Below are 18183 nucleotides of genomic sequence, written 5' to 3'. Positions count from 1 at the left end.
CTTTTGATTTTAATAGATTGTATGAGAGAAAAGAGAGCCGCATGACTTTTTTTGAAAAAAGACAGGCGCCCGTAAAAGGCGCCTTGATCACGTTATGATTCCTCCCTGTTTTCCGAAGAATGCTCCCTGTCCGTATTCACAGTCTTGTTGGCAGCCATTACAAACGGCAGATAAATCACTGTTGAAATGGCGAGGCAAAGAAAGCCGACCCCGAGCGCAAGCCAGTTTCCTCCTGTCCCGAGAAACGGAATCAACGGCCCGGGCGTTGTCCACGGAACAGCGTATGCGATCGGTGGAATCAGCTGAAACTTGATGAACAAGTAGCCAATGACAGTGTTGACTGCCGGAACGATGATAAAGGGAATCATGAAGATCGGATTGAGCACGACCGGAAGTCCGAAAATAACAGGTTCATTAATGTTAAATATCCCCGGCCCGATCGAAAGCTTACCGATGTCTTTATAATCCCGGCGCTTTGAAGCGATGAATATTGCGATCAAAAGCCCCAGCGTCATGCCCGATCCCCCGTAGTTTGCAAAGGCGTCATTCAGTGCCCATGTTTCAGGAAACGGAGCGTTCCAGGCAGAGCCTGTTTTGGCGGCAAAAGCGAGATTTTCAAGGTTTGCTTCGGCAAAGATCGTTTCTCTGATCGCCGCAATTGTATTCGGGCCGTGAATGCCGAACAGCCATAAAAAGTTGGCGACGATTCCAAGGAAAACAACAGTGAAAATATTCGTTCCCATCTCTCTCAACGGCGCCTGCAGCACGGTATACACCAATTCATGCAAACCGTTTTTCGACAGAGACGATAGCGCAAAGCTTAACATCGCAAAGCCAATCGTAATGAAGATGATCGGAAACAGCACTTTAAATGTCCGGGCAACCGCAGGCGGCACCTGCGGAGGCATATGAATTTGCAGGCGCTTGGCATTTGAAAGCCTGCTGAACACTTCACCGACGAGGATCCCGATGATTAAGGCAACGAACAGCCCTTGCGCACCGAGCCACTTCGTCGTTAAAAAGCTCTCGTTTTCGATCAGGCGGTACGGTGAATAAATGATAAAATAACAGGATACGGCCGTTAATCCGGCAAGCAGTTCATCCGCTTTCATTGAGATGGCTAAATTGCGTGCAACGAGAAACACGACAAATATGGACATAATATCGAGCGATCCCCGCAGTACGGGGGTAAAGACCGACTGATAATCAGCCAAGTTCGGAAATATCTTTTCAAGGAACAAAATTTTGGCGATAAACCCGTCCGGAGATAAAATAGCGAAATTCAATAAAATGATAATCGACCCTGCCATAATAATCGGAAATGATAGAATAAAAGCATCTCTGATCGCACATATATGGCGCTGTGAGTTCAGTTTTGCAGCAACGGGAACCAAAAACCGTTCCACGTTCCGCTCAAACTTCTCCATAAACCCGCTCATCCCTGTCTCCCCTCCTTTTTATTTCATCAGCTGCAGCGCTTTTCGCAACACAGCTTCGCCGTTCATGGTGCCGTAGTCGCGCATGTCGATCACCTGAACCGGCGTGTCTCCCGCGCTCGCCTCAACCTGTGACTTTTGGTACCTGACTTGCGGCCCCAGCAGTACGACGTCCGCGCTTGACGCGGCAGTCCCGGCTTCCGATACAGGCAGTGCGATGATGTCGATCTCTTCGTTCAGCGCCTCGGCATGCTTTTTCATTCTGCTGACAAGCAGGCTCGTTGACATGCCGGCCGCGCAAACCAATAAAATTTTCTTCATTATTTGTTAACCCCCTTCAGTTTCACCTTTTTCCCCGCCGATCAGAAAACGCTTTCATTACAATGCGGAGTAATATTTCAACCTGGTCTTTTATCCTATGACCGAGATAGACAACTGTTTCATAAAAATCAATATTTTTATAACGGTTTCAAACGGCTCGTTTAGTCAACCTCAACAAACGCCTTGAAACATTTGTTTAGTTTATCTAATGAATTTTTCAGAATAATAAGTTATATTTTTCCTTAAAAATAAGCGGAGGGATTATATGAAATCTGTCCAATATGAAAAAGTTCAATCAGACCGTACACTCTCAAACAGCGACCTGCAGCCTCTAAAGCCTGAGGAACGCACATGGAAAGCGGTCAATTTCGCATCGATCTGGATGGGCTGCATCCATAACATCCCGACTTACGCAACGGTTGGCGGACTGATAGCGATCGGGCTTTCTCCGTGGCAGGTGCTTGGGATTATCGCAGTCGCTTCGGTCGTGCTCTATGCAGCCCTCGCATTGAATGGACATGCCGGCACAAAATACGGCGTGCCTTTTCCCGTGTTAATCAGGGCTTCTTTCGGGATATACGGGGCTAATATTCCGGCGCTTCTCAGAGGTTTTGTGGCGATTATGTGGTTCGGCATTCAAGCGTTTGCGGGAAGCATGGCGCTTAACATCCTGATCTTAAATGTGTGGAGCGGCTGGAAAGACATCGGCGGCGATTGGAACTTGTTTGGATTGCATTTATCAGGGCTTTTGTCATTTGCTTTCTTTTGGGGAATTCATCTGCTTGTCCTTCACCACGGAATGGAGTCGATCAGAAAGTTTGAAGTCTGGGCCGGCCCGCTCGTTTATCTCGTCTTTGGCGGAATGGTGTGGTGGGCAGTCGATATTGCGGGAGGACTCGGTCCGATTTATTCGCAGCCGGGAAAATTTCAGACATTCGGCGAATTGATTTGGCCGTTTCTTGCCGGTGTGACGGGAATTATCGGCATATGGGCGACACTCATTTTGAACATTCCCGATTTTACGAGGTTTGCAGCCTCTCAAAAAGAACAAATCAGAGGGCAGTTTTACGGTTTGCCGGGCACATTCGTTCTGTTTGCATTTGCAAGCATTACCGTCACCTCCGGCTCACAGGCTGCCTTCGGGGAGCCGATTTGGGATGTTGTCGATATTCTCGCCCATTTTGACAACCCGTATGTGATCGCGCTTTCGGTCATTACACTTTGCATCGCCGCCATTTCGGTAAACGTTGCAGCGAATATTGTCTCGCCAGCCTATGACCTGGCCAATTTTTTGCCGAAATATATCGATTTTAAGCGAGGCAGCTATTTGACAGCTGTTTTGGCCCTGTTCACTTTCCCATGGAAGCTGATGGAGAATGAAGCGAGCGTGTTTTCGTTTCTCGGCACAATCGGCGGAATATTGGGGCCGGTCGCAGGCGTTATGCTTGCCGATTATTTTATCATCCGGAAGCGCACGCTTCACATCGAAGATCTCTACTCTCTAACCAGGAGGTATACGTACTATAAAGGCTACAATTACCGCGCATTTGCCGCAGTTGGACTCGGAGCGTTTATGTCTTTGATCGGGACATACTTGCCGGCCCTGAAACCCCTCTATGATATTTCATGGTTTTCAGGCGTGCTGCTCGCATTTGCCGCATACATCTTTTTGATGCGCATCCATCCCCCCGGCGTCCTTAGAGATAAAACCGCTGACTACGCTGCCGAAAGCAATGTATAAGCACGGGCTCAAGGTCCGCGAAAACGCTATTCGCGGTCCATTTTTTGTTATATTCAGTCATTTTAAACAAATTCGAGCTAAGGAATGTGATAGACTAATGGATATAAAAAATGATTGGAGTATCACATGAACAAACGCTTTGATGGTAAAGGGCTGAACTACATCGTCAGGCAAGCTGTCCAACAAGATGCAAAGGAATTATCTGCTGTAAGGGTACAGATCGATGGAGAAACCGAATATTTGGACAGGGAAAAGGGTGAAGGTTTTATTGATGAAACGGGTTTTAGAGAGCTGATCAAAAGAGACAGCGAACATGACCGATGCTTGTTTTTAGTGGCGGTCGCTCGAAACAGGATCGTCGGCTTTTCAAGATGTGCCGGACAGGATTTAAAACGCTTCTCTCATCAAGTGGAGTTTGGCGTATGCGTATTGAAAGAATTTTGGGGATACGGCATTGGAAAACGCCTTTTAAACGAATCGATTGTTTGGGCTGATGCCGCAGGCATTCAAAAAATGACCCTGCGCGTGTCGGAAACAAATGAGAGGGCTTCTGCCCTGTATCAAAAGCATGGCTTTAAAATAGAAGGGATTTTAAAAAAAGACAAGCGGCTTTCTGACGGAACATATAACAACACGATTGTGATGGGAAGATGGCACAATCAAAAATAGAAAGAATATCTGGAGGGAACCTGGATGAATCCGATACTGCTCGATTTTCCGGACAGTTTTGAAACCCCGCGCCTTTTTGTCAGAGCGCCAAGGGCAGGCGACGGCGCGGCCGTCCATGACGCCATTCGAAAATCGTTGCCTGAGCTCAAGCCGTGGATGCCGTTTGCAAGGGAAATGCCCGAGGAAGAACATGTAGAAATCAACGTCAGGCAGGCACAGGCCGATTTTATTCTGCGCAACGATTTACGGATGCATATTTTCCATAAAGAAACGGGAAAGTTCGTCGGCAGCACAGGCCTTCACCGCATGAACTGGCAAGCGAAACGGTTTGAAATCGGCTATTGGCGCAGTTCTGAATTTGCCGGACAGGGGTACATGACCGAAGCGCTTAACGGACTGATTGATTTCGCGAGGGGACACATCAAAGCCAAGCGGCTTGAGATATGCTGTGACAGCATGAACACGAAAAGCAGAAAAATGGCGGAGCGCCTCGGCTTTCAGCTGGAAGCCGTTTTACAAAGCGATGACCTTTCGAATGATTTAAGCGAACATCGGGACACATGCATGTATTCGCGCATCTTCTAAAAAAAGAACCCTTATGATCTTCATGAAGCAAATCATAAGGGTTCTTTCGTTTATGTTTCATATGCAGCTTTGCAAGCTCTTCCCGCCTGCTTTTCGTTTTTCTGACGTGCGTGCTGAATTCAGGCGCCTTGCCTCTTGATACGGCGGCATCTCTGCCTGTGTTTCTCAACATGTGCTCACGCTTTTTCCTTGCCTTGCTTTTGGCCATGTTCCCCACTCTCCTGTCAAATTTTTATCTTATTATTATAGAAAGGCGGGGTTCTGAACGCAAGTCATACGGTTTCTGCCGTTTTGATCATATCCACATGCGGAATGCCGTCCTCCATATAGACGTCTGATATTGCTTTAAATCCGAAGGAGCCGTAAAAGGAACGCAAATGATTCTGGGCGCTGATCTTGACCCTTTTCTCCCCCCGCTCGTCTTCCAAAAAGCGGAGCGCTTGATCAAGAAGCGTCTGCGCATATCCCTTTCCCCTGTCCTCATTACGGACGATCACCCGGCCGATTGATGCCTCCGGGTAAGCCGTACCGCTCGGGAACAGCCTGCAATACGCAGCGATCTCTCCTTCTTGGCTCAGAAATAAATGGTGTGCCCGCTCATCTAAGTGATCAAGCTCATGATACGGACAGTTTTGTTCAACGATAAAGACGTCTATTCTAAGCTTGATGATGCGGTACAACTCTTCCTTCGACAATTCCTCATACGATTTTAGTTTCCACTCCATCCCTTTTTCCAAAGCCCCCTTCAGCTCTGCACTTTTCCATAGGTTCCGCCGCCTCCGGCTTTCAGCTCTAAATCCCCGTTCCTTGCTTTGACCACGAGATCAGCCGTCTGCGGACGAATGGCTTCTTTTAGTTCGCCTTCTTTTACCCGGTGAAGGATATTCATCTCAGTGCCGAAAGCATCTTTCAGCTTCTGAATCGTTTTCGGACCGATGCCGGGGATCAGCTGCAGCGGAACCTGGTGAACGTACGGCGGGCGCTTGACCGGGCTTTTATCCTGATCGTAAAGCTCCATTAGACGTGTGCTGACGCCTTTTGTAAACTTTCGGCTTCCGCACGCTTTACACACCGTTTCACCTGCCTCCTGCAAACGGCCGCATGTTTCACAAGCGGTTTGAAAATATTTGCCCAACTGCGGATTCATTCCGTAATTGGCGGCAATGCAGCGCCCTTCTTGTCCTCTTAAAGCAAGTGAAAACTCTTGAAAGCTGGCATGTTTAATGTGGAGCTTATTATACTCCCTGCCGATTTTCCCAAGAGAATGGGCGTCCGAATTGGTCAAAAATGCATAGGGATTCAGTTCGGATACGTGTGAAGCCATATCGGTGTCGCTGCTCAGCCCGAGTTCAACCGCATCAATCATCTTCGGGTCAAGCACTTCTTGCAGCGAAAATTTGACTCCTTTGCCATACAGGCTCTTATGCGGCGTAAAAATGTGCGCGGGAATGAACAAGCCGCCGAGCTCTTTCACCTTCCGCTGAAGGCCGATGCCTGTCTCATAGATGCGCTGGGAGCTCAGATGGATATTCGTCACCCTTTCCGAGAGCCAGGCGGAAAACTGCTTCATTGCGGAGATCGACGGCATAAATGCCAGCACATGAATCGGGCCCCGGCATCTGTCATCATTGATTTCCAATTCAGAACCGCACAGAAGCACGGTATCTTTATATTTGATTCCGCCGTCTGCAAGCTCTGTATAACGGCCTGAAGACACCCCTTTTTCAATTTCCGCCAGCACCTCCGGTGAATGACAATCTATAATGCCGATCAGTTCCATTCCTTTATGCTCGCTTGCTTCAATCAAAATTTCGTCGAGCGTAAGCGTTCTGGCAGCCGTTATCTTAACGGGCCGGCCTGATTCCGTCCGCCCGATATGGATATGCATGTCTGCGAATATTTCTTTCATTTTTTTGCTTGCAGGGCCTTTCTCAGCTCCAGATACTGCACGGCATAAGCCGTTTTCGCATCATAGATGTCCTGAGTTTCCATCAATTTCAGCGCACCTGTAAGCGGCACCTCCATTACTTCTACAAATTCGTCTTCATCAAGTTCGCGCTTTTCTTCAAGCGGTGTCAGCTCTTCGGCAAGATACAGGTGCACCAATTCGTCCGCAAAGCCCGGCGATGTGTAAAAAGCAGTGATTTTCTCCAGCTTTGCCGCCGTGTATCCCGTCTCTTCCTCAAGCTCCCGCAGCGCGGTATATTCAGGTTTCTCTCCTTTTTCAAGCTTGCCTGCCGGTATTTCAACGATCGTCCGTTCAAGCGCTTTTCTGTACTGCTTCACCAAAATGATGTTTCCTTTATCAGTCAAAGCAAGCACCGCAACAGCGCCCGGATGCTTCACGATTTCGCGCTTTCCCGTTTTACCATTCGGCAGTTCGACGTCTTCAAGATAAAGATCGATCACCTTGCCCGAAAAAAGTTTTTCTTTAGATATGGTTTTCTCCTCTAAATGCTTCAGTTTGATCATCTCCTAAGTTCTGCTCTGGCTTTTGATCCCATACATTTTATCATACACCATGGAAGGGGGACGCGCCATGAAGGTCTACCGGCTGAACAACCGCATCGTCATGTCGGGGAAAGCATGGGAAATCCGCGCCAAGCTGAAGGAATACGGACGAATGTATCACTATGTGAAAGACTGGCTTTCTGAAAAAGAAAATCGCATGATTTTGATTGACATCAAGAAGGATCGCATGAAATAATACTTTTCAGTAACATTACTTGAAAGTATTATTTTGGAGGCGGATGGATGTGGGAAATGAAAAAGGACGCAAAGGTAAAGAAAGCCGGAAGCGGCTGCTCACAGTTGCTGCAAACGAATTTGCAAACCGGGGATTCCATGAGACGAAAGTAAGTACGATTGTCAAAAGAGCGGGGCTGACTCAGCCGTCTTTCTACTTATACTTTCCAAGCAAAGGCGCCATCTATAACGAGCTGATCAATGGCTTTCACGCGAACTTAAAAAATCTGATCGAATCGTTTCGTTTAGAAGAAGGAATCGAGAAAAAACACGTATCAAAACGGGTAACGGCTGCTGTAGAGGCTGTATTTCGTTTTTTGGCAGAGGACCCGGATTTGACCCGCATCGGTTTTTTTCTCAGCCCGGAAGCATATGAAATGAAAAAAGATTTAACACTGGCCTTGAAAGAAAACTTGAAAGCAGAGCAGGAGCTTGGCTACTTCCGGTCCGGCCTGGAAATGGAGACCGTTGCCGAATGCCTGACAGGCATGATTGAGCACCTTGCCGATATCTATTTGCTTGACGGATCAAAAGACCCCTCAAGTCTCGCAAAACAAATCACGGATCTTTTGATCCACGGGATGCTCGTTAATCCGCAACATCCAGAAACGGAGTGAACATGGTGGCATTTATTTTCGTAAAAGCAGGATTGGCGGCATTTATGCTGATCGGAGGCGTAATCAAGGCGATGCACGTTCCTTTTCAAGTGGAACATTGGCGCCATTATCAATACCCGCTGTGGTTTCTTTCAGTAACAGGATTTCTTGAAATCGCCGGAGCGCTCGGCATGATCGCCGGGATTTGGAATGTGCACCTGGCTGTCGGCTCGGGACTGTTGTTCTCCCTGCTTATGACAGGCGCCATTCATGCCCACCTATTCCGGGCGCGGCAGCCTTTTTTTACGGCCATCCCTGCCGCGGTTTGTTTGATTTGCGCCCTAAGCGTGATCATCTTCGAGCTGTACTTCTGATTCCGATGCCGATGGGTTGAAAACTTCGCTCCTTTGTATTACGTTCAAAGTAAGAAAAAAAGGAGTGAAGCTTATGAAAAAAAGGACGCTCGGACATTCCGATTTACAGGTGAGTGAAGTCGGCCTCGGCTGCATGTCTCTCGGAACAGACAAAAAGCACGCACTGTCAATTTTGGATGAAGCTTTGGCGCTAGGCATCAATTATTTGGATACTGCCGACCTGTACGATTTTGGACGCAACGAAGAGATTGTCGGTGAAGCGATCAAATCAAGGCGCCAAGACGTGATCCTTGCGACAAAAGCAGGAAACCGCTGGGAGGAAGGAAAACAGGGCTGGTTCTGGGATCCCCGGAAAGCGTACATAAAAGAAGCCGTCAAGCACAGCTTAAAGCGGCTGCAAACCGACTACATCGATCTTTATCAGCTGCACGGCGGCACAATTGAAGACAATATCGACGAAACGATCGAAGCTTTTGAAGAATTAAAACAGGAAGGCGTCATCCGCCATTACGGCATTTCTTCAATTCGGCCGAACGTCATTAAGGAATACATCAAAAAATCAAACATCGTCACGGTCATGATGCAATACAGCTTGTTGGACAGACGGCCTGAGGAATGGCTTTCTCTCCTTGAAGAACATGGAATCAGCGTGATTGCAAGAGGACCTTTGGCAAAAGGGATTCTGACAGAAAAACCTCTGTCAGATGCAAACGCCGCGATCAAGAAAAACGGCTATTTATCGTATTCCTACGATGAACTCGTTAAAACAAAAGCGGACATTGAAAAAACGGCGCCTGATTTATCCGCGACCGAAACCGCGATGAAGTATATTCTCGCCCAGCCGGCTGTCGGAGCGGTCATCCCCGGAGCGAGCAAAATCTCCCAGCTTCGGGAAAACGTTGAATCTGTCGGCGGACGCGGTCTGACAGAACAGGAAATCAAAGCGCTCCGCTTTTATACAAAACGCGGCGTGTACACTGCACATCGCGAATAAAGCAATAAGAAAGCCCCGTCTCTTGATCAGACGGGGCTTTCTTACTTATACTTCTTCCAGTCGTCAATTCCGCTTTCGTTGAGGAGCTCTTCAAAGCTTTTATTTTTTTCCCTTTCTTGTCTTTCCTTGATGAGCCGCTCTTTCTCACGCTCTTTTCTTTTTTCGTCCTCCTCTTTCAATTCGCTCTTCATTTGCTGAAGTTTATCTTTCAAATCGTCGGCGAGCGCATCTTTCAGCAGCTGCCGGGCATTTGGGTCTTGTTTTTTCTTTCCCATATCCTGTCCTCCGTTCTCCCTGTTTGTGATGATAGTTTATCAGGAATCTAAAAGTTCAGGCAAGCCGTCACTCGGAGAGCCGTCTCTCTCGGCAAATGCCAATCGTTGTGTGGTATGATAAAGTGAGAAGCATTTAAGAAAGGAAGAATACATCAGATGTTGATTTGGCTGGCTGCTATCGGGGCGGTTTTGCTGTTTATTGCCGCGCTCGGAATCTATTTTACGAATCAAATCATGTACATTAAAAAACGGACAGACGAATACATTATCGAGCGGGAAACGGCTGACGGCCATTATGACGAAAAAGCTTTTGCCGCTCTCCCGAAAGAAGAAATCAACCTCCCTTCTTCTTACGGCTACAATATTAAAGGATACTACGTCCATCCGCACAAAACGAAAAACACCGTGATTATCTGCCACGGGGTGACGATGAATTTGCTGAATTCGATCAAATATATGAATCTGTTTCTTGATCTCGGCTGGAACGCCGTCATATATGACCACCGGAGGCACGGCACAAGCGGCGGAAAAACAACGAGCTACGGATATTATGAAAAAAACGATTTGAAAACGGTTGTCCATTGGCTTCGGGAAAAACACGGCGAACACGCGCTGATCGGCATTCACGGCGAATCGATGGGCGCTGTCACGACGCTTCTTTACGCGGGAATGGACGATGCCGACGCTGATTTTTACGTGGCCGACTGTCCGTTTGCCACATTTGAGGATCAGCTCGTTTACCGGCTGAAAGAAGATTTTCATCTTCCGGGAGCTTTCATTTTGCCGCTTGCCAGCCTCTTTTTGAGATGGCGGGACGGCTACCGCATCGGTGATGTCTCCCCTTTATCCGTCGTCGGGAAGATCAAAAAACCGGTGCTGTTCATTCACAGCAAACAAGACGACTATATCCCGGCTGAATCGAGCGAAATGCTTTACGAGAAGAAGCCGGGGGAGAAAAGGCTTTATATCGCTGAAAAAGGTGTGCACGCGATGAGCTATACCCAAAACAGAACCAGCTACAAAAACACGGTGCGGGACTTTCTTCAAGAGATCACAAATCGGCGTAAAGAAGGCGAACGAGCATAAGTCTCGTCCGCCTTCTTTTGTGCTACAAAATATCCGTAATGTCGCTCATATGATCGCCGATCCAAGAGATGGCCGTCTCAATTGTATCGAATTCCTTTGTTTCAAAAGTCATTTCATCCTGAAGAAGCCAGACATCCTTTTTGACGGACTCTGTCCCTCCGATTGACCAATGAAGGAGTGTATACGGATGATTTTGATGTAAAAAGGACGCCCATGTTTTATTTTGAGCGGTTTGTTTTAAAGATTTTACCTTTTGATTCAAATCGAACGCCACCCTATTTCACTAAAATACTCATTCTGGGAGAAAGCACCTGTGCCGGACTTTTCAGCATCAAGGCACCCGCTTTCTCATAATAGTCGATGGTCATCGCTTCATCAAAAAAGACTTTTTGCGATGACTGAATATAAATCGGAAGCCCGTTTGTCTCAAGAGGCTCGCAACTTCCCGATAATTCGTCCGTCAGCCACAGAACCGGCACGCCGCTGACCGCGCATCCGCAGCCCTCGGAATCATAGCGAAGCTGGATCTTTTTATCAGGATAAGGCTCTGTTGCCCGTTGAATGGCTTGTTTTGCCTGTGCAGTGATTTCAAGCTGCATGATATCATCCTTCTCTATTTCGTTTACGGACATTGTACCACAGGAGCGGGAAAAAGCGCATCGTTTCCGACTGTCAGGCATAAATATGAAGGGATTCGGAGGTGGAATGATGCCCAAAAAAGTGCAGATTAAAGTGATGGACAACGGCGGTTTCCGGGTCACGGGAGACGTCGAATTGATCGATATGGAAGGAAACCCGTTCCCTGAAATACCCGCTTTTTCGCTCTGCAGATGCGGAAAATCGCTGAAAATGCCTTACTGTGACGGAAGCCACAAAGGAACGTTTGACTCTTGTGTCAGAGCCTGAAACAGGAGGGGGCTTTACCTGTCCTCCCCTCCCTTTTCCCATTGTTCAGCCAAGCGCTCAGTCTCTTTTATCCAGCCGTTTTTGCCGTCAACATAGCCCGCCATGTCAAGCGGAAACATCTCCGCCAGCTTCATCTTCAGAGCAGCATATTCTTCGGCCCGCTCCGGATGCGAGATTAAATAATCCCGAAACGCGAGATGCCGCCTGATATCGGGATGCCCGCTTTCATACAGATGGACATGGTGTGTACGCTTCCGTCCTCCTTTTTGAAAGAACCTTCTCCCCGGAATTCCGTTTTCCCCCTTCGATTCATAGCCGAGCATTTTCATCCCCTTTTCGAAGCGGGCGGCGGAGCCGAGATCGTTTACTTCGATCAGGATGTCAATGACAGGCTTGGCGCTCATCCCCGGAATTGACGTGCTTCCAATGTGGTGAATATGCAAGACTTCATTCTGGAAAAGCGCTTCAAGCTGCTTTTTTTCTTTGAAAAATTCGCCCTCCCACTCCTCTTGATAGGAGACGACTTTCACCTTTCTCGGCGCATTCAGCGTCAGTCTTGAAAGAACAATTCCTTTTTCAGGTTCATACTGCTCAATCTCGGAAAATCCCAATTTCTGATATAGCGCTTTTGCCGGTTCATTCTCCGCTCCCGTCGTCACTTCAAACGCTTCGGCTTCCTTCTCCATCAATAGATAACGAAGCAATGCCATCGCAATTCCTTTTCGAAAATGGACGGGATGAACGGCCAGCCTGCAGATCGTCAGCTTTTCGGCTGTATGTATAAAGGAAGCGATTCCGGCTAATTCTTCTCCCTCAAACCAGCCGATGAAAGTATCACGGGAATCCATCACATCAAAAGCTGTTTCATTCAGCTGCGGAATGCCCTGAAATTGAATAATCTCCGCTTCTCTTTCATAAGCCGGCCTTTGAACATTTACAATGCAGCGGGGCGTGTGCGGGTCTTTATGATTTAACAATTGAATCATTGCATTTCCTCCCCGCCGGTGCCATCTGACGGGGGCCGGCCGGGCCGCTCCGAAATCCTTGCGGCTTCAACTTTTGCAACCCGCACGGCAAAGTCAGAATACCATTTTGTTCGGCCTTTTTCCTTCGCCTGCCGGTGTTCGCTGTGAAACTTCCATTTTTCAATCGCCTCAAGGCTTTCCCAATAGGAAACCGTTATTCCTTTTCCGTTCATGTCCCTTGCGCTTTCTGCTCCTAAAAAGCCTGGCTGTGCTGCGGCAAGCTTTAGCATGTTCGCAGCCGTCTCTTTGTAGCCATGATCCCCGTTCGTTCTGACCGATGTGAAAATCACTGCGTAATACGGCGGCTCCGGCGTTTTTGAAATCATGTTCATCCCCCTTTGGTAAACAGGACTTGATCCTGATCCGGTCTGTCATCATTCGAAACGTCTTTTTTTTACGAAAATCCCGTTTTCCGCTGATAAGCAATCAACACTTTGTTGATATGCAGCGGACCGCTTTGCAGTCGGAAAAAAACTGCACATGAGAGCACAGGCACATTGTTTTCAATGCCCATGTTTTCATCAAAATCTAACCTCTCCTTTCAACATTATACCTGACCATCGGCACAAATGTTCTGCAACTAAGCAATGGATATGCTTCCTTATTATACCGTTTCCCGCTCCCAATTTACCATTTTAATACGTCAGTAGATGAATGGGAGTAATTTCTTAGTTCTAATTCAACAGCACAAATCGATTTGCCATCTCCCTGAAAAGCTTCACTCACCTTGCCCCATAGGATACCGGCGCGCCCAGCGGCAAAAAACCGTTTCATATACTGCTCTTTTTCCGAGTGTAAAAAATAGATAATTTTACACTTCGTTTTCATATGTTCGTTTTATAGAATTGTCGTTGTTGTGAACTTATTACTTTTTTAGGAGGAGAAACAATGCGTCGCCATTCATTTTTATCTATTCTATTGATTTGCATGCTGTCTGTTGTGTCCGTATTTTCATGCCGGCCTTCAACAGCTTCCGCCGCTTCCCACAATCCGGTCGTCATGGTTCACGGCATCGGCGGAGCCAATTATAACTTCATCGGCATTAAATCGTATTTACAATCTCAAGGCTGGACAAGCAGTGAGCTTTACGCCATCAACTTTATCGATAAAACAGGAAATAATAAAATCAATGCGCCGACATTATCCGAATACATCAAGCATGTGCTGAATCAAACAGGAGCATCAAAAGTCGATATTGTCGCCCACAGCATGGGCGGGGCCAATACGCTCTATTATATTAAAAATCTGGACGGAGCAGATAAAGTCGGACATGTCGTTACCCTTGGGGGTGCTAACCGGCTGGTTACAAACACGGCGCCTCAGGGAATCGCTCCGAATGACAAAATCTCATACACTTCGATTTACAGCACAAGCGACTATATCGTCTTAAACAGCCTCTCCAAACTTGGTGGTGCAAACAATGTGCAAATCTCAGGCGTAAGCCATGTCGGCCTTTTGTTCAGCAGCAAAGTGAATGCCTTGATTAAAGACGGGCTGACCGTCAACGGGAAGTAAAAGTGAAGGAACCTTGAAGAGCTAAATTTCTTCAAGGCCCCTCCTCATTCTTCCCGCCCAGCAAAAATAAAAAGGACTCTAAATAAACGCCATTTCCGATCGTTCATTCAGTGTCCGTCAACCCCGTCGATATATGATTATTCCACAATGATTTCAAAGACTCTTTGTTCGAGATTGTATTTAGCGTCTTGGAATGTAAATTTATAATCATCTGCGTCGGCATCAGGTGAAAGCCAAGCTCCGTATTTTCTGATCGTCTGGACGATGCTTTCGAGTTCAGCAGGAGTGAAGTCACCTATGTCTGTGCCTTCAGTTTCAGCGGTATGGCGTATTTTTACTGTAATCATCATCGCTTTATGGCTCCTTTCACTTGCTGTTTGAACATCTTATTAACAGCATATTTTTTTCCCCTGTAAATCGTTCCATTAACTCCCTTGTTTCAAATTATTCGGGCTTTCTTTTTTGCAGACCTATTTTATATGGAAAAGCTGGCCGGGCTCCGAAAAATTTGTCCCCGCACTTTCGTCAAACACGAACAAACATTCCTTTACAACAAAGGAAATATCCCCTATGATAATGAAGGTAAATCGAAATCATTACTACTTGGGGGGTATTAACCGATGGCTTACATAGCAAAACGCATGATCATACCGATTGTTTTTCTCTTCATTCTCGCTTCCTGCTCCGCCGGAGGCGCTGACTCAGCGAAAGGTGATGAGAAGAAACTCACCTTTCTTTTCAATATTCCAAGTCAAACCCTTGACCCGAATCTCGATGTCAATTATACGGCTGTCCGCGCCGGCATCAGCGAAACGCTCGTCAAAATCAGCGCTGACCTTTCCATCGAACCTTGGCTTGCCAAGGATTGGGAAAGTAAAGACGGACAAACATGGGTCTTCACCCTTAAAGACAATCTGACGTTTCAAAATGGCAAAAAAGCGGATGCCAAAGCGGTAAAAGCGTCTTTAGAACGGACGATACGCGAGAGCAAAGCGATGAATAACGCCTTAAAAATTAAAGAAATCAAAGCTGCAGGACAAACATTGACGATTACAACAAAGGAGCCTTTTCCCGAATTCCCTTCAGAATTGGTTCATCCAAACACATCGATCATTGACGTCAGCGCAGCAAACATTTCTCAACAGCCCGTTGGGACGGGCCCTTTTCAAGTTTCCTCTTTTGAGGCCGGCCATAAAATAGAGTTAGAACGGTATGACGATTATTGGGACGGCAAACCGAAGCTGAAGCACGTCACATTTTCGTTTAATGAAGACGCAAACGCCCGCGTCATGGCTCTCCAATCAAAAGATGCCGACATTATTTACAGACCGAGCGTGGAGGATATTGACCAAATTCAAAAAGATTCATCGATTACCGTTGATTCGGTGCCGAGCTTGCGCGTTCACCAGATTCTCTACAATACAAAGAAGGATCATTTCGCTGACCGTCACCTGCGCCGCGCCTTCGACGCATTACTGGACCGCAAAGAAATCGCTGAAAGCATTTTGAACGGGCATGCTCAGCCGGCAGACGGACCTTTCTTAGCGGATTTCCCGTTTTCCGCCGGTACGGTTCAAAAGCCGAGCGGACTGGAAGCGGCAAAAGCTGAGCTGAAAAAAGCCGGCTACGAGCTTGAAAACGGCAAAGCCGTGAAGGACGGACAAACCTTATCTTTTACACTGCTAACCTATCAGTCTCGTCCGGAATTGCCTTTAATCGCACAAATTCTTGAATCAAATGCGAAGGAACTGGGCATTTCGATTAAGATTCAACAAGTCGAAAATATCGATGAGTATTTGGCGAAGAACGATGATTGGGATTTGGCGACATACAGCTCGATGACCGCGCCCAGAGGCGATGCCGGCTATTTGCTGAACACCGCCTATATGCCGAATGGCGCTTTAAACTACAGCGGCATCGAAAATCAAACCTTGATCAAATGGATTGAGGAATTCAACCGCACAATCGACAAAGAGAAGCGGGACCGCCTTGCTAAAAAAGCAGCTGAATTGATCGAGAAGGAGACATTGAACTCTTTTATCGTCACTCCCGAAAACATCACGGCATACCGAGACGGTGTATTAAATTGGGAAACGAGCAAAAGTGAGTATTATATGCTGACGAAAGATTTGGATGTGAAAACGAAATGAAGCAGATCGCTAAGCGGCTGTTTGAACTGGTACTATTCTTATTCCTGCTTTCGTTTATCAGCTTTGTATTTATGAAAGCGGCTCCCGGTGATCCGGTGAAACAGATGCTTCGCGTAGATGATGTAGCGGTAACAGACGAGCAGATCGAGGCATTCAAAGAGGAGCTCGGTTTGGACAAACCGGTTTATATTCAATATTGGAACTGGTTTAAACGCTTTTTCCAATTTGATTTGGGAAAATCCTATACAACACACGAACCCGTCATCGACGAGCTCAGCCGAAAATTCCCGGCGACATTGCTTCTGACCGGCGCATCGCTTCTCGTCATGCTGCTGATCGCCGTGCCGGTCGGAACGCTTTCCGCTTTATACCGGGATCGGTGGATCGATCATCTCGGCCGCTTGCTCGCTTTAGTGGGAGCCGCGCTCCCAAGCTTTTGGCTCGGATTGATACTGATCGATCTCTTCTCCGTCAGGCTGAATTGGCTGCCGTCGATGGGAGCCGGAACGTTTAAACATTTGATTCTCCCCTCTCTCACGCTCGGGATCGCGATGTCGGGCGTTTATGTCCGCCTTGTACGGTCAAGCTTGATCGAAAGCCTTGGTCAGGATTTCATCAGATCAGCCAGGGCGCGCGGTATCAGCGAGGCGAGAATTTTCTTCTTTCACGCGTTTCGCCACTGTCTTGTCCCTGTCATCACGATATTCGGGGTCAGCCTCGGCAGCCTGCTCGGCGGCACGGTGATTATTGAAGTCCTGTTTGCATATCCCGGCGTCGGCAAGCTTGTCGTTGACGCCATCGTTCAGCGTGATTATCCGATCATTCAGGGGTACATTCTTTTCATGGGGATCACGGTTGTCCTGATCAATCTTTTGGTCGACCTCTCCTATCGGTACCTCAATCCCGAAATTCGCTTAAAGGAGGCTGGACGCCGATGAGAAAAAACGTCAAACTTATATTCCGAACCAAAATAGGACTGTGGTTCGTGCTGCTGTTTTCCGCGGCGCTGTTCACCGTTCCCTTCTTTTTGCCGTTCGATCCGCTCCGCACAGATATGGCCAACCGTCTCCAGCCGATCAGCTTGCAGCACTGGCTCGGGACAGACCATTTGGGCAGAGATATATTTTCCCGAATGATCGCCGGTGCGAAAGCGACGGTCGGCACCGCCTTGGCCGCGATTCTGATCTCCGTTTTCATAGGCGTTCCCGTCGGGCTTGTCTCCGGCTTTTTCGGCGGACGGCTGGATCGGATGATCATGAGAATCGTTGACGCGGTCATGGCGTTTCCGGACTATATTGTCGCGATTGTTTTAAGCGGTTTGCTTGGCCCCGGTCTGATGAACTTAATATTGGCCGTCGTCGCTGTCAAATGGGTCGGCTATGCAAGGCTGGTCCGCAGCACGGTGTTTTCGGAAAAACAAAAAGATTACATCGCCTTGGCCGAGCTGACGGGCTTAGGCTCCGGGGCGATTTTAAAAAAGCACTTGCTGCCCCATGTTCTCGGCAACGTTTCCGTACTTGCGACACTTGATATCGGAAAAACGGTGTTAATGATTGCTGCCCTGTCCTATATCGGACTGGGTGCTCAGCCTCCATACCCGGAATGGGGCGCCATGCTGAATGACGGAAAACATTACTTTTTGCATGCGCCTCAGCTTATGGTGATTCCCGGTCTTGCGATCATGTTCATCGTTCTGTTGTCCAACCTGTACGGTGATCGTTTAAGGGACAGGTTGGACGTTAAACACAAGAAAGGAGTTTCTTAG

The 18183-nt window shown here is 47.6% G+C and carries 23 protein-coding genes and 1 pseudogene; 13 read left to right on the top strand and 11 right to left on the bottom strand.

The features are described 5' to 3' along the window. Positions 1-92: 92 nt before the first annotated feature. Together M1E03_RS09155 and M1E03_RS09150 are read right to left on the bottom strand one after the other, a co-directional pair. Positions 93-1439, bottom strand: coding sequence for a PTS sugar transporter subunit IIC (locus M1E03_RS09155; protein ID WP_035338475.1), 1347 nt, complete (start codon positions 1437-1439; stop codon positions 93-95). A gap of 18 nt (positions 1440-1457) precedes the next feature. Beyond that, positions 1458-1757: a PTS sugar transporter subunit IIB gene (locus M1E03_RS09150; protein WP_035338474.1), complete on the bottom strand. Its 300-nt coding sequence runs from the start codon at positions 1755-1757 to the stop codon at positions 1458-1460. A 265-nt stretch (positions 1758-2022) separates the two neighbouring features. Between M1E03_RS09150 and M1E03_RS09145 the strand changes: the two genes are divergently transcribed. The 3 genes from M1E03_RS09145 to M1E03_RS09135 all read left to right on the top strand — a co-directional run bounded on the left by M1E03_RS09145 (position 2023) and on the right by M1E03_RS09135 (position 4752). Then, the gene (locus M1E03_RS09145; protein WP_035338473.1) at positions 2023-3498 is read left to right on the top strand and encodes an NCS1 family nucleobase:cation symporter-1; all 1476 of its coding nucleotides are present in this window, start codon (positions 2023-2025) and stop codon (positions 3496-3498) included. A gap of 126 nt (positions 3499-3624) precedes the next feature. Further along, entirely contained in the window at positions 3625-4167 is a 543-nt protein-coding gene (locus M1E03_RS09140) for a GNAT family N-acetyltransferase (RefSeq protein WP_035338472.1), read from the top strand. Positions 4168-4191: 24 nt separating this feature from the next. Then, entirely contained in the window at positions 4192-4752 is a 561-nt protein-coding gene (locus tag M1E03_RS09135) for a GNAT family N-acetyltransferase (RefSeq protein ID WP_039072810.1), read from the top strand. A 272-nt stretch (positions 4753-5024) separates the two neighbouring features. Here M1E03_RS09135 and M1E03_RS09130 read toward each other — a convergent pair whose 3' ends face one another. Genes M1E03_RS09130 through M1E03_RS09120 form a run of 3 tightly spaced genes read right to left on the bottom strand, consistent with a single transcriptional unit; the run spans position 5025 to position 7215 of the window. Then, positions 5025-5477, bottom strand: a complete 453-nt coding sequence (locus tag M1E03_RS09130) for a GNAT family N-acetyltransferase (RefSeq protein ID WP_035339364.1) — start codon at positions 5475-5477, stop codon at positions 5025-5027. A gap of 20 nt (positions 5478-5497) precedes the next feature. Beyond that, positions 5498-6661, bottom strand: a complete 1164-nt coding sequence (locus M1E03_RS09125; protein WP_035338466.1) for a TIGR00375 family protein — start codon at positions 6659-6661, stop codon at positions 5498-5500. Beyond that, entirely contained in the window at positions 6658-7215 is a 558-nt protein-coding gene (locus M1E03_RS09120) for an NUDIX hydrolase (protein ID WP_026579348.1), read from the bottom strand. Before M1E03_RS09120 ends, M1E03_RS09125 begins: the two co-directional genes overlap by 4 nt. Positions 7216-7291: 76 nt before the next feature. On the opposite strand from M1E03_RS09120, the pseudogene mciZ reads away from it, so the two are divergent. From mciZ to M1E03_RS09100, 4 genes and pseudogenes are all read left to right on the top strand, one after another. Further along, positions 7292-7408: pseudogene (mciZ, locus tag M1E03_RS09115) on the top strand (Z-ring formation inhibitor MciZ); the annotation flags it as partial. A gap of 100 nt (positions 7409-7508) precedes the next feature. Further along, complete coding sequence (locus tag M1E03_RS09110; protein ID WP_023855939.1) at positions 7509-8114, top strand: TetR/AcrR family transcriptional regulator; 606 nt, start codon at positions 7509-7511, stop codon at positions 8112-8114. Positions 8115-8119: 5 nt separating this feature from the next. Then, positions 8120-8467, top strand: coding sequence for a DoxX family protein (locus tag M1E03_RS09105; protein ID WP_023855940.1), 348 nt, complete (start codon positions 8120-8122; stop codon positions 8465-8467). Positions 8468-8540: 73 nt separating this feature from the next. Beyond that, positions 8541-9461, top strand: a complete 921-nt coding sequence (locus tag M1E03_RS09100) for an aldo/keto reductase (RefSeq protein ID WP_458110752.1) — start codon at positions 8541-8543, stop codon at positions 9459-9461. A 41-nt stretch (positions 9462-9502) separates the two neighbouring features. Here the strand turns inward: M1E03_RS09100 and M1E03_RS09095 are convergent, their stop codons facing one another. Beyond that, positions 9503-9736 (bottom strand): YqkE family protein, encoded by a 234-nt coding sequence (locus tag M1E03_RS09095; RefSeq protein ID WP_023855942.1) that lies wholly within the window; start codon positions 9734-9736, stop codon positions 9503-9505. Between the two features lie 156 nt (positions 9737-9892). Here M1E03_RS09095 and M1E03_RS09090 point away from each other — a divergent pair, with 156 nt between their 5' ends. Beyond that, positions 9893-10822, top strand: coding sequence for an alpha/beta hydrolase (locus M1E03_RS09090; protein WP_105981060.1), 930 nt, complete (start codon positions 9893-9895; stop codon positions 10820-10822). A 22-nt stretch (positions 10823-10844) separates the two neighbouring features. Here M1E03_RS09090 and M1E03_RS09085 read toward each other — a convergent pair whose 3' ends face one another. Both M1E03_RS09085 and M1E03_RS09080 read right to left on the bottom strand, forming a co-directional pair. Beyond that, a complete protein-coding gene (locus M1E03_RS09085; protein WP_003183211.1) occupies positions 10845-11084 on the bottom strand; it encodes a YqkC family protein in 240 nt (79 codons plus the stop codon). A 13-nt stretch (positions 11085-11097) separates the two neighbouring features. Beyond that, on the bottom strand, positions 11098-11421 hold the full coding sequence (locus M1E03_RS09080) for an iron-sulfur cluster biosynthesis family protein (RefSeq protein ID WP_020452052.1): 324 nt from the start codon (positions 11419-11421) through the stop codon (positions 11098-11100). Between the two features lie 109 nt (positions 11422-11530). Here M1E03_RS09080 and M1E03_RS09075 point away from each other — a divergent pair, with 109 nt between their 5' ends. After that, positions 11531-11728, top strand: a complete 198-nt coding sequence (locus tag M1E03_RS09075; protein ID WP_458110799.1) for a CDGSH iron-sulfur domain-containing protein — start codon at positions 11531-11533, stop codon at positions 11726-11728. A gap of 14 nt (positions 11729-11742) precedes the next feature. Here the strand turns inward: M1E03_RS09075 and M1E03_RS09070 are convergent, their stop codons facing one another. Both M1E03_RS09070 and M1E03_RS09065 read right to left on the bottom strand, forming a co-directional pair. Continuing rightward, a complete protein-coding gene (locus tag M1E03_RS09070; RefSeq protein WP_458110751.1) occupies positions 11743-12714 on the bottom strand; it encodes a GNAT family N-acetyltransferase in 972 nt (323 codons plus the stop codon). Continuing rightward, entirely contained in the window at positions 12711-13085 is a 375-nt protein-coding gene (locus M1E03_RS09065) for an antibiotic biosynthesis monooxygenase family protein (RefSeq protein ID WP_223254782.1), read from the bottom strand. Before M1E03_RS09065 ends, M1E03_RS09070 begins: the two co-directional genes overlap by 4 nt. 556 nt (positions 13086-13641) lie before the next feature. Here M1E03_RS09065 and M1E03_RS09060 point away from each other — a divergent pair. After that, positions 13642-14268: an esterase/lipase family protein gene (locus tag M1E03_RS09060; RefSeq protein WP_023855948.1), complete on the top strand. Its 627-nt coding sequence runs from the start codon at positions 13642-13644 to the stop codon at positions 14266-14268. 137 nt (positions 14269-14405) lie between these two features. On the opposite strand, the gene M1E03_RS09055 is transcribed toward M1E03_RS09060, so the two are convergent. After that, positions 14406-14618, bottom strand: coding sequence for a hypothetical protein (locus tag M1E03_RS09055; RefSeq protein ID WP_023855949.1), 213 nt, complete (start codon positions 14616-14618; stop codon positions 14406-14408). A gap of 270 nt (positions 14619-14888) precedes the next feature. Between M1E03_RS09055 and nikA the strand changes: the two genes are divergently transcribed. The 3 genes from nikA to nikC are packed head-to-tail and all read left to right on the top strand — an operon-like array spanning position 14889 to position 18183. After that, complete coding sequence (gene nikA, locus M1E03_RS09050) at positions 14889-16418, top strand: nickel ABC transporter substrate-binding protein (protein ID WP_079289303.1); 1530 nt, start codon at positions 14889-14891, stop codon at positions 16416-16418. Then, a complete protein-coding gene (gene nikB / locus M1E03_RS09045; protein WP_020452058.1) occupies positions 16415-17356 on the top strand; it encodes a nickel ABC transporter permease in 942 nt (313 codons plus the stop codon). Before nikA ends, nikB begins: the two co-directional genes overlap by 4 nt. After that, entirely contained in the window at positions 17353-18183 is an 831-nt protein-coding gene (gene nikC / locus M1E03_RS09040; protein ID WP_219192069.1) for a nickel transporter permease, read from the top strand. The genes nikB and nikC overlap by 4 nt, the downstream gene beginning before the upstream one ends.

The sequence above is a fragment of the Bacillus sp. PK6-013 genome (assembly GCF_054161445.1).
The sequence above is the reverse complement of the archived record's forward strand: the minus strand, read 5'-3'. Positions and strand labels throughout refer to the sequence as shown.